This is a genomic window from Streptomyces sp. NPDC101152 (genome assembly GCF_044768275.1).
Classification (GTDB): Bacteria; Actinomycetota; Actinomycetes; order Streptomycetales; family Streptomycetaceae; genus Streptomyces.
This window is the reverse complement of sequence record NZ_JBIWPO010000004.1, coordinates 62,149-78,784: the sequence shown is the minus strand read 5'-3', so window position 1 is coordinate 78,784 and position 16,636 is coordinate 62,149. Positions and strand designations below refer to the sequence as shown.

The window sequence follows — 16,636 nt, the reverse complement described above, 5'->3', positions numbered from 1 at the left end:
AGGAGCAACTGGGCATGACGAAGATCGTCAACCACTGGATCGGCGGCAAGACCGCCGAGGGCACGTCGGGGAACTACGGCCCGGTCACCGACCCGGCGACCGGCGCGGTGACCACGAAGGTCGCGTTCGCCTCGGTCGACGAGGTGGACGCGGCGGTGGCCGTGGCCAAGGACGCCTACGCGACCTGGGGCCAGTCCTCGCTGGCCAAGCGCACCGAGATCCTCTTCAAGTTCCGCGCGCTGCTGGACGCCAACCGGGACGCGATCGCCGAGCTGATCACCGCCGAGCACGGCAAGGTCCACTCCGACGCCCTCGGCGAGGTCGCCCGCGGCCTGGAGATCGTCGACCTGGCCTGCGGCATCAACGTGCAGCTCAAGGGTGAGCTGTCCACCCAGGTGGCCAGCCGTGTCGACGTGGCCTCGATCCGGCAGCCGCTGGGCGTGGTCGCGGGCATCACCCCGTTCAACTTCCCGGCGATGGTTCCGATGTGGATGTTCCCGATCGCGATCGCGACCGGCAACACCTTCGTCCTCAAGCCCTCCGAGAAGGACCCCTCGGCCTCCGTCAGGCTCGCCGAGCTGCTGGCCGAGGCGGGCCTGCCGGACGGCGTCTTCAACGTCGTCCACGGCGACAAGGTGGCCGTGGACCGCCTCCTCGAGCACCCGGACGTCAAGGCCGTCTCCTTCGTCGGCTCGACCCCGATCGCCCGCTACATCCACACCACCGCCTCTGCGAACGGCAAGCGCGTACAGGCGCTCGGCGGCGCCAAGAACCACATGCTGGTGCTGCCCGACGCCGACCTGGACGCGGCGGCCGACGCGGCCGTCTCCGCCGCCTACGGCTCCGCCGGCGAGCGCTGCATGGCCATCTCCGCGGTCGTCGCGGTCGGCTCGATCGGCGACCAGCTGGTGGAGAAGATCCGGGAGCGGGCCGAGAAGATCAAGATCGGTCCGGGCAACGACCCCGCCTCCGAGATGGGCCCGCTGATCACCGCCGCCCACCGCGACAAGGTCGCCTCCTACGTCTCCGGTGCCGCCGCGGAGGGTGCCGAGGTCGTGCTCGACGGCACCGGCTTCACCGTCGAGGGCTTCGAGGACGGCCACTGGATCGGCATCTCGCTGCTGGACAAGGTGCCGACCTCCGCGAAGGCCTACCAGGACGAGATCTTCGGCCCGGTGCTGACCGTCCTGCGCGTGGACACCTACGAGGAGGGCGTGGCCCTCATCAACGCCTCGCCGTTCGGCAACGGCACCGCGATCTTCACCCGGGACGGCGGCGCCGCCCGCCGCTTCCAGCTCGAGATCGAGGCCGGCATGGTCGGCGTCAACGTCCCGATCCCGGTCCCCGTCGGCTACCACAGCTTCGGCGGCTGGAAGGACTCCCTCTTCGGCGACCACCACATCTACGGCAACGACGGCACGCACTTCTACACCCGAGGCAAGGTCGTCACCACCCGCTGGCCCGACCCGGCCGACGCCCCCGCCGGCGTCGACCTGGGCTTCCCGCGCAACCACTGACGCAGGCGTCGGGGGCCGTCCGCATCGCGGACGGCCCCGTTTTTTATGCGCGCGGCCTACGGTTCCCGTACAGGCGAAAGGCGAAGAATTCCCGCACCAGTGTGCTGTATTCGCGATCAGCGGGCCCTTCGATCTACGGATTTCGTAGGTAAACGACTATTGACGTGCCGGTTTTCGTTGGGATTCCATTCAGCGCAATCCCCTGCTCCTGGCGATCGGAACCGCGCATGACCGACACGCTCCGCCCCGTCGACACCGTCGTCGACGCGCCTCACGGCCCGCAGAAGCTCAAGCGCTCCATCGGGGTCGTCGGCGGAACCCTCCTCACCCTCTCCTGCGTGACCCCCGCCTCCACGCTCTTCGTGGTCGTCCCCGACCTGTTCGGCACGCTGGGCACCGCCACCGCCCTGACCATCGCCATCGGCTCCCTCCTGTGTATCGCCGTGGCGTTCTGCTACTCGGAGCTGGGCACCCTCATCCCCAGCGCGGGCGGCGAGTACGCCATGGTCTCGACGATGGCCGGCCGTCTCGCGGGCTGGCTGGTCTTCGTCCTCTCCCTGCTCGTCGTCATGATCGTCCCGCCGGTGATCGCGATGGGCACGGCCGACTACCTCGCCCCGGTCGTCCACCTCGACCCGGCCATGACCGGCGCCGGCGTGATGCTCCTTGCCACCCTCGCGGGCCTGCTCGACCTGCGCGCCAACGCCTGGATCACCGGCATCTTCCTGGTCCTGGAGGTCATCGCGGCCGGCGTGGTCGCCCTGCTGGGCTTCACCCACAGCCACCGCGGCCTCGGCAGCCTCACCTCGATGCAGGTGGCGGGCGCGCACGGCCACGCGGACACGGTGACGGCGATGATGGTGGTGTCGGGGCTGGCCATCGCCCTCTTCGTCACCCAGGGCTTCTCGACGGCCGTCTACCTCTCCGAGGAACTGGAGAACCCGCGCCGCAACGTCGCCCGTACGGTCCTGGCCACCCTCGCCATCTCGACGGTGGTCATCCTGGTGCCGGTCGCGGCGATCACCATGGGCGCCTCGAACATCTCCGAACTGACCGGCGGCGACATCAGCTCCATGGTCACCGCCTGGTCCGACTCCGCGGTCGGCACCTTCGTCAGCCTCTGCGTGGCCCTCGCGATCATCAACGCGGGCATCGTCATGGTCATCCAGAACTCCCGTGTCCTGTTCGCCTCGGCCCGCGACAAGGCCTGGCCCGAGCCCGTCAACAACCTCTTCTCCAAGCTGGGCCGCTTCGGCTCCCCCTGGGTCGCCACCCTCGCCGTGGGCGTCCCCGGCGCCCTCCTCTGCTTCGTCAACCTGGACACCCTGTACGGCGTCACGGGCGTCTCGGTGACCGGCATGTACCTCCTGGTCGCGATCGCCGCCCTTCTCAGCCGCCGAGGCGCCCACAAGGCCACCCCGGCCTGGCGCATGCCCCTGTGGCCCGCGATGCCGATCCTGCTCATCGCCGTCCTCGCCTACATCCTGACCCAGCAGGAAACCAGCTACCTCCTCTGGACAGGCGGCATCACGGCGGCCGCGACCCTGTACTGGGCGCTGTACCTGCGCCCGCGCAGGGAGACGAGGTGGCTCGTGTCGATCCCGGAGGACGCACAGCCCTGAGCGCCCCGAAGGGGCGTTCCAGGGGCGCGGGGCTGTATCGATATGCGGCTACCGCCGCGTGCGCGCGACCAACCCCCCATGACCCCGCACCCGGCAGACCACAGGACCGATCGAGCTGGTAGCCGTACACCAACTGCGGTACGTCGTCATCCACAGTTCCCCCCAGGGGCTGCCCCCACTGTCGGAAACGCCCCGTACCGTTGAAGTCATGGATCTTCGACTGCCCCACCCGCGAGGGCTGCTGCGGAGGCCCCGACGGCTACTGGCCGCCGGGGCCGCCGTCGTCGTACTCGCGGGCGCGGGAACGTGGACGGCCGTCGCCTCGGACAGCAAGCCCAAGGTGCACGAGACCGACCGCATCATGGCCATCGACGGCGTCCGCGTCGACACCTCGTTCTTCACCTCCGGCCCGGCCGGCCGCAGGCCCGCCGTACTGCTCGCGCACGGCTTCGGCGGCAGCAAGCAGGACGTCCGCGGGCAGGCCCAGGAACTGGCCAGAGACGGCTACGCGGTCCTGACCTGGTCCGCCCGGGGTTTCGGCAGGTCGACCGGCAGGATCGGCCTCAACGACCCCCAGGGCGAGGTCGCCGACGTCTCCAAGCTGATCGACTGGCTCGCCCAGCAGCCCGAGGTGCAGCTCGACAAGCCCGGCGACCCGCGCGTGGGAGTCGCCGGCGCCTCGTACGGCGGCGCGATCTCCCTGCTCGCCGCCGGTCACGACCACCGCGTGGACGCCATCGCCCCGGAGATCACGTACTGGAACCTCGCGGACGCGCTGTTCCCGAACGGCGTGTTCAAGAAGCTGTGGGCCGGCATCTTCGTCAACTCCGGCGGGGGCTGCGCCAAGTTCGAACCGCAGCTGTGCCAGATGTATGAGCGGGTCGCCCAGTCGGGCAAGCCGGACCCCCAGGCACGCGCACTCCTCGAGGCTCGCTCCCCGTCCGCCGTCGGCGACCGCATCAAGGTGCCCACCCTCCTGATGCAGGGCCAGACCGACTCCCTGTTCCCGCTCGGCCAGTCCGACGCCGCCGCCCAGGCCATCCGCGCGAACGGCGCCCCCGTCGACGTCGACTGGATCGCCGGCGGGCACGACGGCGGCGACATGGAGACCAGCCGTACGCAGGCACGCGTGCGTGCCTGGTTCGACCGGTACCTGAAGGGCCACAAGGGCACCGACACCGGGCCGGCCTTCCGCGTCACCCGCACCGGAGGCGTCGACACCACCAGCGGCGCAGCCCGGCTGCGGGGCGCCACCGACACCACGTACCCGGGCCTGCGGAGCGGCGAGCACCCGGTCGCCCTGCGCGGCACACAGCAGCGCTTCGACAACCCGCCCGGCGCCACCCCGCCCGGCGTCTCCGCCCTGCCCGGCATCGGCGGCGCGGGCGGCCTCGCCCAGCTGTCCTCCCTCGGCGTCGGGATCTCACTGGACTTCCCGGGCCAGTACGCGCACTTCGACTCGGCCCCCCTCACCACCTCCCTGCGCATCACCGGGTCGCCGACGGTGACCGTGCACGTGCAGTCGACGAGCGACGACGCCGTCCTGTTCGCCAAGGTGTACGACGTCGGACCCGGCCGCGGTACCCCCGTGCTGCCCTCCCAGCTGGTCACCCCGGTCCGCGTCGAGGGCGCCAGGGCCGGCAAGGACGTCACGATCACCCTCCCGGCGATCGACCACGCGGTCGAGCAGGGCCACCGCCTGCGCCTGGTCCTCGCCTCCACCGACCTCGGGTACGCCTCCCCGTCCGCCCCGGCGACGTACACCGTCTCCCTGAAGGGCGACCTGAAGGTGCCGACCGCCCCCGGCGTCAGGACCGCGGCCGCCCCGCTGCCGTCCTGGGTGTGGTGGCTCCCGCTGGCCGGCGCGGTGATCGCCCTCGCCCTCCTGCTGACCAGCCGCCGCCGCACCACCACCGCGCCGCCGCCCGCACCGGAACTCGCCGAGGTACCGCTCCAGATCACCGACCTGAGCAAGCGGTACGCCGGCTCGGCCGACCGCTACGCGGTCCGGGACCTGTCGTTCCGCGTCGAGAAGGGCCAGGTCCTGGGCCTGCTGGGGCCGAACGGCGCGGGCAAGACGACCACCCTGCGCATGCTGATGGGCCTGATCAAGCCGGACGGCGGCGAGATCCGCGTCTTCGGCCACGCCATCCGCCCCGGCTCCCCGGTGCTCTCCCGGGTCGGTGCCTTCGTGGAGGGCGCGGGCTTCCTCCCGCACCTGTCCGGCCGGGAGAACCTGGAGCTGTACTGGCAGGCGACGGGCCGGCCGCCCGAGGACGCCCACCTGGAGGAGGCGCTGGAGATCGCCGGCCTCGGCGACGCGCTCGCCCGCGCCGTGCGCACCTACTCCCAGGGCATGCGCCAGCGACTGGCCATCGCCCAGGCCATGCTCGGCCTGCCCGACCTGCTCATCCTCGACGAACCGACCAACGGCCTCGACCCGCCGCAGATCCGCGAGATGCGCGAGGTGATGATCCGCTACGCGGCCGCCGGCCGCACGGTCATCGTCTCCAGCCACCTCCTCGCGGAGGTCGAGCAGACCTGCACGCACCTGGTCGTCATGGACCGGGGCCGGCTCGTGCAGGCGGGCCCGGTCGGCGAGATCGTCGGCTCGGGCGACACCGTGCTCGTCGGCACCGCCGCGCCCGTGGAGGAGCCGGTCGTCGAGAAGGTCGCCGCCCTGCCGGGCGTCGCCTCGGCGGTGTCCGCCGAGGGCGGCCTCCTGGTCCGGCTCGACCCCGACGGCAGCACCCGGCGCCTGGTCGTCGAGCTGGTCCGGCTCGAGGTGCCCGTCCAGTCGGTGGGCCCGCACCGCCGGCTCGAGGACGCCTTCCTCACCCTGATCGGAGGTTCCGCATGAGCACGCTCGTCGAGCGCACCGAGACCGCCTCCGGCTACCGGGCGGGCCGTACCCTGCCCCTGCGGGTGGAGCTGGTACGGCAGTTGAAGCGCCGCCGCACGCTCGTCATGGGCGGGATCCTCGCCGTGCTGCCGTTCGTGCTGCTGATCGCGTTCGCGATCGGCGGCAACCCGAGCGACCGCAACGGCCAGGTGACACTGATGGACACGGCGACGGCGTCGGGCGCCAACTTCGCCGCCGTCAACCTGTTCGTGTCGGCGGGCTTCCTGCTGGTGATCCCGGTCGCCCTGTTCTGCGGGGACACGGTCGCCTCGGAGGCCGGCTGGTCCTCCCTGCGCTACCTGCTCGCGGCTCCCGTGCCCCGGGCCCGCCTGCTGTGGTCCAAGCTCGTCGTCGGGCTCGGCCTCAGCCTCGCCGCGATGATCCTGCTGCCGGTCGTCGCCGTCGCCGTCGGCACGGCCGCCTACGGCTGGGGTCCGCTGCAGATCCCCACCGGCGGCGAGCTGGGCACCGGCACGGCGACCCAGCGCCTGCTGGTGGTCGTGGCGTACATCTTCGTGTCCCAACTGGTCACCGCGGGGCTGGCGTTCTGGCTGTCGACGAAGACCGACGCGCCCCTCGGCGCGGTCGGCGGCGCGGTCGGCCTGACCATCGTCGGCAACGTCCTGGACGCGGTGACGGCCCTCGGCCACTGGCGCGACTTCCTGCCCGCGCACTGGCAGTACGCCTGGGCGGACGCCGTCCAGCCGCACGCGGAGTGGTCCGGCATGATCCAGGGCACGGCCATCTCCATAACGTACGCGCTGGTCCTGTTCGCCCTGGCCTTCCGGGGTTTCGCCCGCAAGGACGTGGTGTCCTAGGCCAACGGAGAGCTGACGCCGTCCCTCACGGTCAAACGGCACGCCGTGCAGGCGGCGTGCGCGCCGAGGCGGTACAGGGACGGATCAGCCGTTGTTGGTGCCGTTGGCGGACAGGGCCGAGATGTCGTCCAGGATGTGCGACAGGGGTTCGTCGCCCTTGGCCTGGGTCGAGGTCTCGACGCACTGCTGGTTCTGCGGGGCGGACAGGACCGGGATGTCCTGGACCGTGACCGGCACGACGCCGACCAGCGAACCGGCGTTGACCTTGGCCGGCAGGCCGATGCAGGGCTTGTTCAACGAACCCTGGATGAGCGCCATCTGAGGGCTCATGGTGCCGTACGTGGCGGTGTTGCCGAACGTCTGGGTAGCGCCCGTTCCGCTGGTGGAGGTCGTTCCGGTGTCGTTGCCGATGGCCAGCGCCTGGGGCGCGGCGGTGGCGGAGGCGCCTGCGACCGAAGCGGCGACCGCGGTGGTTGCCAGTACCTTCTTGATCACTTGCAGTTCCCTTCCGAAAACCCCGTCCACCGGAGCGTTCTGCTCAACTGCCCCGGGCACGCCTGGTTCCTCCGATTCACTCCACCGGCCCACATCGGAAAATCGCCGGAACACGTCTCCGGACTCTGCCGTTCCACGCCTGTCCGGGCCTTGAACGGTCCGGCCTGATGAACTGCCGCTGCCGGAGCGTTCGAGTGAATTCCTCGGCGGTTCGCGTTCCACAGTTTCCCGGATGTCTATTCCTCGTTCTACAACTGCCGGTCATGGTGCGAGCCCGTCAAGCTGTGCTCGCTCGGTTTCATCCGCCATAGAGGCATGACCGGAGAGAAGGGAAAGTTCATGAAGAAGAGCGCTGCAGTCGTCGCCGGCGCAATCATGGCCCTGGGCGTGGCCGGTCCGGCCTTCGCCGACGCCGGCGCCACCGGTTCCGCCGTCGGGTCTCCGGGAGTCCTCTCCGGCAACGTGGTCCAGGTCCCCGTGCACGTTCCCGTCAACCTGTGCGGTAACACCGTCAATGTCCTTGCCCTGCTGAACCCGGCGTTCGGCTCCTCGTGCACCAACCACTGACGGCCTGACACACCAGCCGCTCAGCCGCGTCATGGCCGGCCTTGGACACCCACTTTCTCGTTCCAGGGCCGGCTTCTCCCACTTGTACAAGCAGGAAGAACAACGAGATTGCGACAGACCCTGAGTAGAGGAGTTGTCGTGGCCGCCGCCGCGACGAGCGTTCTCTCCCTGTGCGGCAGCCCCGCGCTCGCCGACTCGAACGCCGACGGTGCCACCAGCAACTCGCCCGGCGTCCTCTCCGGAAACACCGTGCAGGCACCGATCAACGTACCGGTCAACGTCTGCGGTAACACCGTCGATGTCCTTGCCCTGCTGAACCCCGCGTTCGGCAACTCCTGCGACGTCCAGTCGAATCCGGTCAGGCAAGTCACGCCGGACATCCCACGGCAGGCGGGCTCCGGCGACACCGGTTCGTCGCAGACGCCCAGGGTGCCAGGGCAGACGCCTTCCCCGGTGATCGCCACGCACACCCCGGAAGTCGGCCGCACTCCGGCTCCCGTGTCGCCCGCGCACACCCCGGAAGTCGGCCGCACTCCGGCTCCGCAGTCGCCCGCGCCCACCCGCGGGCAGCAGTCCGGGGCCCCCGCCGTCCAGTCGCAGCACGACGTGGCCCCCCAGGCGCTGAAGGCCGAGCCTGCTGCCGTCGTCGGTGCACGTCCCAGCCTGGCGCACACCGGCAGTGAGGCCATGCTGGCGAGCTCGGCCGTCAGTGCCGTGATGATCGCGGGCGGGCTGATCCTCTACCGGCGCGGTCGAGTAGCGGGCCGCCGCTGACACCCGGGTGCCGGACGCCATGGCGCCCGGCACCCGCAGTCGGTCGGTCGTGAAGAGATCCGTGAGCGAGATCCGCGTACCCCCGTCGCAGTCCGTCGGTGATGTACGGGGCCCGCATTCGGTTCGGTCCTGCTCCTGTGAAGGCCGGTCCTCTGGCAGATCACTCCATTGGCGGCACAACCCTCACAGGAGCCACGCGTTGACACAGTGTCGGGCATCCGCCCGGATGTTTATTTCAACCCCCAAGGAGCACCTCTCCATGTCGCGTATCGCGAAGGGCCTGGTCCTTACCTCCGTCGCCGCCGCGGTCGCCGTCGGCACCGCCGGCTTCGCCGCCGCCGACAGTGGCGCGAACGGCACCGCCACCGACTCCCCGGGCGTCCTGTCGGGCAACGTGGTCCAGGTCCCCGTTCACGTGCCGGTCAACGCCTGCGGGAACACCGTCAGCGTCATCGGTCTGCTGAACCCGGCGTCTGGCAACACCTGCACCAACCACTGACGTCGCGGCGCACTTCATTGCCGGCCGTCCTTCCGCACGGAAGGACGGCCGGTTCGCGTGTTCTCGGGCGCGCTCGCGGTGCCCCGAATGGACGGGCGGACCGCCCTGTCACCGGGTCGGCCCACAACGAGGGATCTCACCAGCAACGCTGCACGAGACGGATGGTTGCGTCGCGTGCCTGATCGGTTGCAGAGGGAGATGGGCGGCTGAAGGGTGGGCACAAGATCCGACGCACCATCGAAAGGAACTTCCATGCGAGGTCTGTCCAAGCGACGTGTCGCGACCACCGCACTCTGCGCTGCTCTCCTGGCCGGTGTCACCGGCCCGGCCGTCATGGCGGCAGATTCCATCCCGGGGCGCAGCCATGCTGCGTCCCCAGCGCAGGCTCCTGGTGCGGACGCACTCCTCGCGCGGGTCAAGAGCCTTGGCGACTTCGGCGGTGCGTTCACCCCTGTCGCCCACCTGCTCGACACGGCACTCAAGGCCGACAACGGCCAACTCCCCGCTGCCCAGGCGGCCCGACTCGTCCATGCCGCGAAACGGGCCGTTGCCGACATGACTCCGAGGGCTGCTGCGGACCCGCAGGCCAAGGACGCCGCGAGTGACGCCCTCGCCGCCCTGCAGAAGGCGCTGGACGCCCTCCAGAAGGCCGTCATCTCCGGGGATCCCAGCCAGGTGACCGCGGCGGTCACCGACGTGGTGACGGCCCTCACCAACTACCTGGCCGCCATGCTGCCCACTCCCACCCCGTCCGGCCTGCCCACCCCGAGTCTGCCCGCTCTACCGGCGCCGATGGTGCCCACCACGTAAGCCGACCCGGACAGCGGCCCCACAGCCGTTGCGCCGGAATCTCCCTGCCGACGCAACGGCTGTCTTCTTCCTGCCGCGGTCTGCCGATGGGAAGGGGCTGGTCGGGAAAACGACGTGATGCCGCTCGGCACCGGCCCTGTCCGGGACGGTGCGCGAGGGGCGTCGAGAGGCGTCCCTCGTTCGTGTGGACCGACTTCGGGCTGTCGTCCGGCCGGGTGAGAGGACGCCGGGCCGTCCGTGCGGCGCGGATAAGGTCGAGCAGTGACCTCAACCCTCGGCGAAACCCGCCCTTTCCGCCTTGCCGACCTGGGCACTCTGGTCGTACTGGCCTGGAGTGGCGAGGCTCCGGACGGTGCCATGCCCTACCTGCTCGTCTACCCCCTCGGTGATGCCGCGGACGGTCCCGAGGCCTCCTCCGCCGCCGTGCGGCAGTGGCTGGAGAGCAGCGGCCTCCCGGTGGGCGGCGACCTCGTCGACGGTGCCACGAGGCCGAACCTGCCGGTCGGCCTGCTGGTCGAGGCCAACCAGGCGGTCGTCAGTCTGCAGCAGTTCAACGCCCAGTGCGCCGCGCCGCCCGAGTGGCTGGAGGCGGTTGCCGAACGCGGCTTCGCCTACCTCGTGTTCACCACCCGCGCCTGGCCCGCGGCGGCGCCGGGCAAACCCGTGGACGCCGGGGCGCTGGCCGCGTTCGCGGGCGCCGAGGAGACCCTCCAAGAGGCGGCGCACATCGTTGTGCCGGCCAGGAGCCTGCGCGGCTGATGGCGAGAACCATCGGTGCCGGCCGGGGGTTCGCTCTCCTGCTGGTGCTCACGGGGGCGGGCGGGCTGACGGCCTCATGGGCCATCACGATCGACAAGTTCAAGCTGCTACAGAACCCGAACTTCACGCCGGGCTGCAGTCTGAACCCCGTGGTGTCCTGCGGCTCCGTCATGAAGAGTGCCCAGGCCTCGGTCTTCGGATTTCCCAACCCGATGCTGGGCCTGGTGGCCTACGGCATCGTGATCTGCGTGGGCGTGAGCCTGCTGGCCGGCGCGGAGTTCCCCCGCTGGTACTGGCTGAGCTTCAACGCGGGATGTCTGTTCGGGATCGGGTTCGTGTCGTGGCTGCAGTTCCAGTCGCTGTACCGCATCGGCGCGCTGTGCCTGTGGTGCGTTCTGGCGTGGGTCGCCACGATCCTCGTGTTCTGGTACGTGATTGCGTTCAATGTGCGGAACTCGTTCCTGCCTGCGCCGGGCCCGTTGCGGGCGTTCCTCGGTGAATCCGCATCGGTGCTGCCGCTGCTGCACATCGGAATCATCGGAATGCTGGTCCTGACGCGGTGGTGGGATTTCTGGACAAGTTGATGATCGGGGTCGGCGCTGATGCGATATTCGGGTTGTACATGGAGAACATCTGTCCTGTCGCCGAACACCGCGGAGTTAATCGCCACGGTTCGCCACCCCTTCCCTAACGTGGATATGTACAACACCATGCATCTGTCAGGTACGAGCGTCCTTTGGCGGGAGGCGAGATTGCCGCTCTGTGTCGAGGGTCGTCGGATCGGGGAGGAACGCATGCGGACTGTCACGCAGCAGGCGATGGAGTGGCTCGCAGCCGCCGCCATCGACCCGAGGGCGTGCAAGCGGCAGTGGCATGGCGACACCGGGATCGCCGTGCTGGCCTGCGGACGGTTCTGGGACGTGCTGAGCGTCCCGGAGGAACTCGGCGTACCGGCCCTGGACACCCTGTTGAGCCTCCCCCGGCCGCCCGGGCCCACGTTGGCGGACGCCGCCTCGCGGAGGGTGGGCTTCTTCCTCCCGCCTGATCCGGAGGGCCGCTGGATCGGATCCGGCATCCGGTACCTGGGCCAGGGTGCGTGGATCACGGTGCCCCCACCGCACCGGACGGCAGGGCGACTGCGCTGGCTGGTCCCGCCAGACGACGCCGGCTCGCTGTTCGTCCCCGCGGCCGTGGACCTGGCCCTGCAACAGGCGCTGGGAAGGTGTGCCGAACAGGCCGGCACCAAGCGGCGTTGCCCTACCTGCGACTCGCCCGTCACCCTGGCTTCGAACCGCACCGCCGGACGGGCCCGCTGACGTCGGCGAGGGTGTCGTCTTCCGGCGTGCCGATCAGGGGGTGGGTACCATCTCGCCGCGACTCACGAGAGGTAGCTCGGCGCCACCCACCCACAGGACCGGAGGGGGAACGCTGATCGAGCGCCGGTGCCGCCCGGTCGCGGAATGCGCGGAGACCAGGGCGCTCCACCGGGCGTCCCACGTGCCCGGGACCATCTGGCCACGGGCACGCCACTCCCTGGCCAGGGCGGCGTAGATGGGTGGGTCTTCCTGGCCCGCCAGGGGCCGTTCCCGGTACGGCGGCTGTTCGCCCCACTCGAGGAAGAGACATCCGGTGGTGACGTTGTCATCCATGCATCGGTAACGCGCCGGCGTGCGCGGGTGGCACGGCTGGGTGCGGGCATGGCCCATATCGGATGAGTTTGCATCCCTCGTTCGGGTCAATGCGGTCAGCGCGATCCCGTCTGCTGGGCGAGGCGGCTGACGGGCAAGGTGGCGGTGGACATCGGGAAGCGGTCGCTCCCGGTGCGGCGGAGGTGTCGCAGGTACTGCTCTCGCGGTACGAGAACGCCGCCCAGGCCGCGGACGTGCGGGCCGTCCCGCTGTGCGTCGAGCAGCGCGCCGCCGGCCTGCGCGAAGCGCGCCGCGAGGTCGGTCACCGCGACCTTAGAGGCATCGGGACGGTGGTGGAACATGGAGTCCATGCTGAAGACCGATCCGATCTGAAGGCCGAAGACGCCGCCGATCAGTTCACCGTCCTCCCACATCTCCACGCTGTGCGCATGACCCAGATCGTGCAGGCGGACCAGGCTCTCGATCAGCTCGTCGGTGAGCCACAGGGGGGCGCGGCCGGTGCGGCATTCGCGAACGACCCGCTCGAAGCACCGGTCCAGGCTGGTCGACCACGGCAGCCGGTTGCGCACCCGCCGGGCGAGGCTCCGGCCGAGGTGGGTGGCCGAGACGGGCAGCACCGGCCTGGGATCGGGAGACCACCAGGAAACGGCGTAGGGATCGGCTGATTCCTCCCCGACGAGCCGTATGCGGCCCGCCTGGACCTGATCGGCGAACACCATCTCGTTGAGGGCGCGGGTGTATTCGTCGGCTGCCGGGAACGGATAGACCCCGGCGCGGTAGGCCGCCAGGAGGCCGGCGGGGCTGAGGTCGGCGGAGAACGCCACCGGACCGTCGGGCGCTGCCTTCAGCACGTCCAGCGACTCCCAGTCAGGGCATCGGCTCACCACCCCCTCCCTCCGCGATCTCGCCGCTTCACCGGTGGGGCGTCGTCGTGCTGGAGGAAGTCGATGGAGCGGTCCAACATCTCCGCGTCCACCGGAGGAATGTCGATCCCGGCGCCCGTGAGGGCACGTTCCGCGTTGCTGCGGGAGAACTCCGGGAAAACGCCCTGGAAGTACATCTCGCTCACGGTGATGTCGGCGCGCGCGCACCGGTCGACGAAGAGCGGGACGAACGCGGTCATCGGGTCGGTGGGGTGCCCGGCCGCATACCTCACCAGCATGGCGATCCACTCGGCGTACGGGATCTTCTGGATCGGGTAGCCCCGCAGGCGCAGGCGCTCGGCGAGCGAGTCCAGCAGCGTGGAACGGGGGTTGGTGAGGTGGTAGACCTCGCCGCGAGCGGGATGGTGGGTGGAGATGTGTCCGATGGCACGGGCGAGGCAGTCGGCGGGCAGGAAGTCCAGCGGCAAGCGGATGTCGGGGCACAGCCCGGTTCGCGCGATGAAGTCGATGAGGGCGGCCATCTCGCTGCTGGGGTTCATCACGCCGGTTCCGCTGTTGCCTGTGACGTCCATCAGGCGGTAGACGGCGACCGGCAGGCCCGCGTCGGCCGCCGCCTTCAGCAGCGCCTCGCCGACCCACTTGGTCTCCACGTAACCCACCGACAGATATTCGGGAAACCGCAGGGGGGTGCTCTCCGTGACCTCGCGCACCCCGGCCGGCCCGAATCCGGCGAGCACGGCCATGCTGGAGGCGAAGTGAACGGGGACGGCCCGGCCGGCCGCGAGCCGGATGACCTCGTAGGTGCCGTCGACGTTGGCCGCGCGCAACTCGTGGTACGGGTAGATGAAGTTGACCTGGCCACCGAAGTGGTAGACGGCGTCAACACTCGATGCCAGCTCCTCGAACCGGCCAGGAGACAGTCCCAGTCCGGGCTTGCCGAGGTCGCCGACGACCGCCTGGACACGCGTGCTGGACACATCGCTGAGGACGTACCGCCGGTGGCTGGCACGGATCCGCTCCATGCCCTGCCGCTCGTCGGATGCCCTGACCAGGCAGAGGATCCGTCCCGTCGCCCTGCGGAGCAGCTCGTCTATCATGTGCGCGCCGCAGAAGCCCGTCGCGCCGGTGAGCAGGACGTCCCCGGGGGGCTGGGAGCGCGGAGCCGGCCCGTCGCGGCCGACCGTCGGAAGGGGCCGATCGGTCTCGGCGGCGAAGTCGACGCTCCCGCCCTCCGGGTGGGCCAGCGTGCCGGCACGTGCCTGGCGCACCGACTCGGCGAACGCGGAGAGCACCGGTTGCCGTAGCAACGACCGGGTCAGGTCGCGGATCTGGGTGACGCCGATGCCGAAGATGACGCGGGTCCGGGCGAGCATCTCCATGGCCAGCAGCGAGTTGCCGCCCAACTCGAAGAAGTCGTCGTGCGGACGGACGTAGTCCACTCCGAGGATCTGACCCCACAACTGGGCCATTCCCTGAGGCACCGGACGTTCGTCGGCGTCGCCGCCCGTGGTCGCCGCCGTCCCGGGTTGCGGCACGGCCTTGCGGTCGAGCTTTCCGCTGGGCGCGACGGGCAGCCGTTCCATCGCATGGAAGGCTGCCGGGATCATGTAGCCCGGCAGGACCTCGGCGAGTGCCGACCGCAGGCGTGCGGGCAGCGCCGTCTCGCCGCCGGCCGATGGCGAGGCCGGCGTGTAGTACGCGACGAGGTCCCGGTCGCCGTTGTCGCGCGTTCGGGCCACCACCATCGCCTGGCCGATCTCCGGGCGGGAGACGAGCGCTGCCTCGACCTCGGCCGGGTCGACCCGGAACCCGCGGATCTTCATCTGGTCGTCGACCCGGCCCAGTACTTCCAGGTTGCCGTCGGTGCGCAGCCGGCCCAGGTCCCCGGTGCGGTACATCCGGTCACCCGGCGCGGAGCCGCTCGGGTCGGGCAGGAACTGCTGTGCCGTCAGGGCGGGTTTCCGCCAGACACCGCGCGCCAGTCCAGGGCCGCCGAGGTAGATCTCGCCGCGCTCGCCCGGCCGGACGGGGTGCAGTTCGGCGTCGAGCAGGTGGACATGAGTCCCCTCCAGGGGTTTGCCGACCGGGGCGACGGCGGTGTCCGGCGCGGTGAGCACCTCCTCGTTCAGCTCGCAGAGCGTGGAGGTGATGGTGGTCTCGGTGAGCCCGTAGGCATTGACGAGCCGCGCGCCGGGGATCCGGCGCAGAACGGCGCGGCAGTCCTTCGTGGTGACGATCTCACCACCGACGATGGCGAGCCTCAGCGACGCGAGGCTCTCGCCACGGCCGGCGGCGGAGACGGTCTGCTGCCAGTAGGAGGGGGTCAGGTCGGCGACCGTGATCCCGCGCTCCGGGAGGCGGTGCAGCAGGTCGGTGGGCGCCCACGTCCCCGGTCCCGCGAGGACCAGCGTCGCGCCGCTGATCAGCGTGGCGAAGATCTGCTCCACAGAGGTGTCGAAGCCGAGCGCCGCGGCGTGCAACACCCGGTCCGCGGACGTCAGTCCGTATGCCCGGGCCACCGCGGTGAGGGAGTGGGCGAGCGACCGGTGGGTGATCATCACACCCTTGGGAGGTCCGGTGGATCCGGAGGTGTAGATCACGTAGGCGAGGTCGTCCGGCCGGGGGCCGGAGGCAGGCCGTGGTCGCTCCGTCTTCGTGGCCGGTTCCCCGGCGGCCCCGGCGTGGAGGATCCGCGCCTCGCACTCGGTGAAGAGGGGAGTGTGCTCGTGGCTCGTGACGATGAGGCGTGAACGGGTCTCCCCGACCAGTCCGGCGATCCGTTGCCGTGGAGTCGCCGGGTCGAGGGGCAGGAACGCGCCGCCGGAGTTCAGCACCGCCAGCAGCGCGACGATCAGCTCGGGCACACGGTCGAGGCACACGGTGACCACGGCCTCCGGGCCGACGCCCGACTCCCTGAGCTCGTGGGCCAGTCGGTCGGCGCGGCCGGTCAGCTCGGCGTAGGTGAGCGAGTCCTCGTCCGCGAGCACCGCGAGAGCGGACGGGTCGCGCCGTGCCCGATCCCGGACCAGCTCGGGCACGGTAGGCGGCCCAGAGCCCGGGGGCCGCCGCTCGGCGCGGGCGCTTGCCGGCCGCATGTCGGTCCACAGGCGGTCGACCAGGCGCCCACACGTCGCGGTGGACGCCGGCCCGCCGACCTGGCACCACCCGGCCGGAGTCTGGCGCTCGGCGGGCCACATCGCATACTGGTCCTCGTCGTTGCGCAGCACGACACACGGTGCGGCCGACTCTGCCGACGGGTGCTCAGGTCCCATCACCTCGGGCCTCCTGCCTGGCGCGACGTTCTGCGGAGCACGACCTGCGCCTCGCGCGGGAGACGGCC

At 70.6% G+C, this 16,636-nt stretch carries 15 protein-coding genes; 11 read left to right on the top strand and 4 right to left on the bottom strand.

What is annotated here, in order from left to right; translation table 11 throughout:
* Nucleotides 1–14 precede the first annotated feature (14 nt).
* The 4 genes from mmsA (at nt 15) to ACIRVK_RS06645 (ending at nt 6,859) form a co-directional block, all read left to right on the top strand.
* Nucleotides 15–1,517, top strand: coding sequence for a CoA-acylating methylmalonate-semialdehyde dehydrogenase (gene mmsA, locus ACIRVK_RS06660; protein WP_404244324.1), 1,503 nt, complete (start codon nt 15–17; stop codon nt 1,515–1,517).
* Between the two features lie 227 nt (nt 1,518–1,744).
* Complete coding sequence (locus ACIRVK_RS06655) at nt 1,745–3,139, top strand: APC family permease (protein WP_404244323.1); 1,395 nt, start codon at nt 1,745–1,747, stop codon at nt 3,137–3,139.
* 208 nt (nt 3,140–3,347) lie between these two features.
* A complete protein-coding gene (locus tag ACIRVK_RS06650; RefSeq protein WP_404244322.1) occupies nt 3,348–5,999 on the top strand; it encodes an alpha/beta fold hydrolase in 2,652 nt (883 codons plus the stop codon).
* The gene (locus ACIRVK_RS06645; protein WP_404244321.1) at nt 5,996–6,859 is read left to right on the top strand and encodes an ABC transporter permease; all 864 of its coding nucleotides are present in this window, start codon (nt 5,996–5,998) and stop codon (nt 6,857–6,859) included. The genes ACIRVK_RS06650 and ACIRVK_RS06645 overlap by 4 nt, the downstream gene beginning before the upstream one ends.
* Nucleotides 6,860–6,943: 84 nt before the next feature.
* Here ACIRVK_RS06645 and ACIRVK_RS06640 read toward each other — a convergent pair whose 3' ends face one another.
* A complete protein-coding gene (locus tag ACIRVK_RS06640; RefSeq protein WP_404244320.1) occupies nt 6,944–7,354 on the bottom strand; it encodes a rodlin in 411 nt (136 codons plus the stop codon).
* A gap of 339 nt (nt 7,355–7,693) precedes the next feature.
* On the opposite strand from ACIRVK_RS06640, the gene ACIRVK_RS06635 reads away from it, so the two are divergent.
* The 7 genes from ACIRVK_RS06635 to ACIRVK_RS06605 all read left to right on the top strand — a co-directional run bounded on the left by ACIRVK_RS06635 (nt 7,694) and on the right by ACIRVK_RS06605 (nt 12,079).
* Nucleotides 7,694–7,921 (top strand): chaplin, encoded by a 228-nt coding sequence (locus tag ACIRVK_RS06635; RefSeq protein WP_404244565.1) that lies wholly within the window; start codon nt 7,694–7,696, stop codon nt 7,919–7,921.
* Between the two features lie 138 nt (nt 7,922–8,059).
* A complete protein-coding gene (locus ACIRVK_RS06630) occupies nt 8,060–8,695 on the top strand; it encodes a chaplin family protein (RefSeq protein WP_404244319.1) in 636 nt (211 codons plus the stop codon).
* 259 nt (nt 8,696–8,954) lie between these two features.
* Nucleotides 8,955–9,194 (top strand): chaplin, encoded by a 240-nt coding sequence (locus ACIRVK_RS06625; RefSeq protein WP_404244318.1) that lies wholly within the window; start codon nt 8,955–8,957, stop codon nt 9,192–9,194.
* 252 nt (nt 9,195–9,446) lie between these two features.
* A complete protein-coding gene (locus tag ACIRVK_RS06620) occupies nt 9,447–10,004 on the top strand; it encodes a hypothetical protein (RefSeq protein ID WP_404244317.1) in 558 nt (185 codons plus the stop codon).
* 261 nt (nt 10,005–10,265) lie between these two features.
* A complete protein-coding gene (locus tag ACIRVK_RS06615) occupies nt 10,266–10,763 on the top strand; it encodes a DUF5949 family protein (protein ID WP_404244315.1) in 498 nt (165 codons plus the stop codon).
* A complete protein-coding gene (locus ACIRVK_RS06610; RefSeq protein ID WP_404244314.1) occupies nt 10,763–11,347 on the top strand; it encodes a vitamin K epoxide reductase family protein in 585 nt (194 codons plus the stop codon). The genes ACIRVK_RS06615 and ACIRVK_RS06610 overlap by 1 nt, the downstream gene beginning before the upstream one ends.
* A 210-nt stretch (nt 11,348–11,557) precedes the next feature.
* Entirely contained in the window at nt 11,558–12,079 is a 522-nt protein-coding gene (locus ACIRVK_RS06605; RefSeq protein WP_404244313.1) for a hypothetical protein, read from the top strand.
* 33 nt (nt 12,080–12,112) lie between these two features.
* Here the strand turns inward: ACIRVK_RS06605 and ACIRVK_RS06600 are convergent, their stop codons facing one another.
* The 3 genes from ACIRVK_RS06600 to ACIRVK_RS06590 all read right to left on the bottom strand — a co-directional run bounded on the left by ACIRVK_RS06600 (nt 12,113) and on the right by ACIRVK_RS06590 (nt 16,568).
* Nucleotides 12,113–12,412 carry a hypothetical protein gene (locus tag ACIRVK_RS06600; RefSeq protein WP_404244312.1) on the bottom strand — a complete coding sequence of 100 codons (300 nt, stop codon included), beginning with the start codon at nt 12,410–12,412 and terminating at the stop codon, nt 12,113–12,115.
* Between the two features lie 95 nt (nt 12,413–12,507).
* A complete protein-coding gene (locus tag ACIRVK_RS06595) occupies nt 12,508–13,296 on the bottom strand; it encodes a leucyl/phenylalanyl-tRNA--protein transferase (RefSeq protein WP_404244311.1) in 789 nt (262 codons plus the stop codon).
* Nucleotides 13,293–16,568, bottom strand: coding sequence for an amino acid adenylation domain-containing protein (locus ACIRVK_RS06590; protein ID WP_404244310.1), 3,276 nt, complete (start codon nt 16,566–16,568; stop codon nt 13,293–13,295). Before ACIRVK_RS06590 ends, ACIRVK_RS06595 begins: the two co-directional genes overlap by 4 nt.
* Nucleotides 16,569–16,636: the final 68 nt, after the last annotated feature.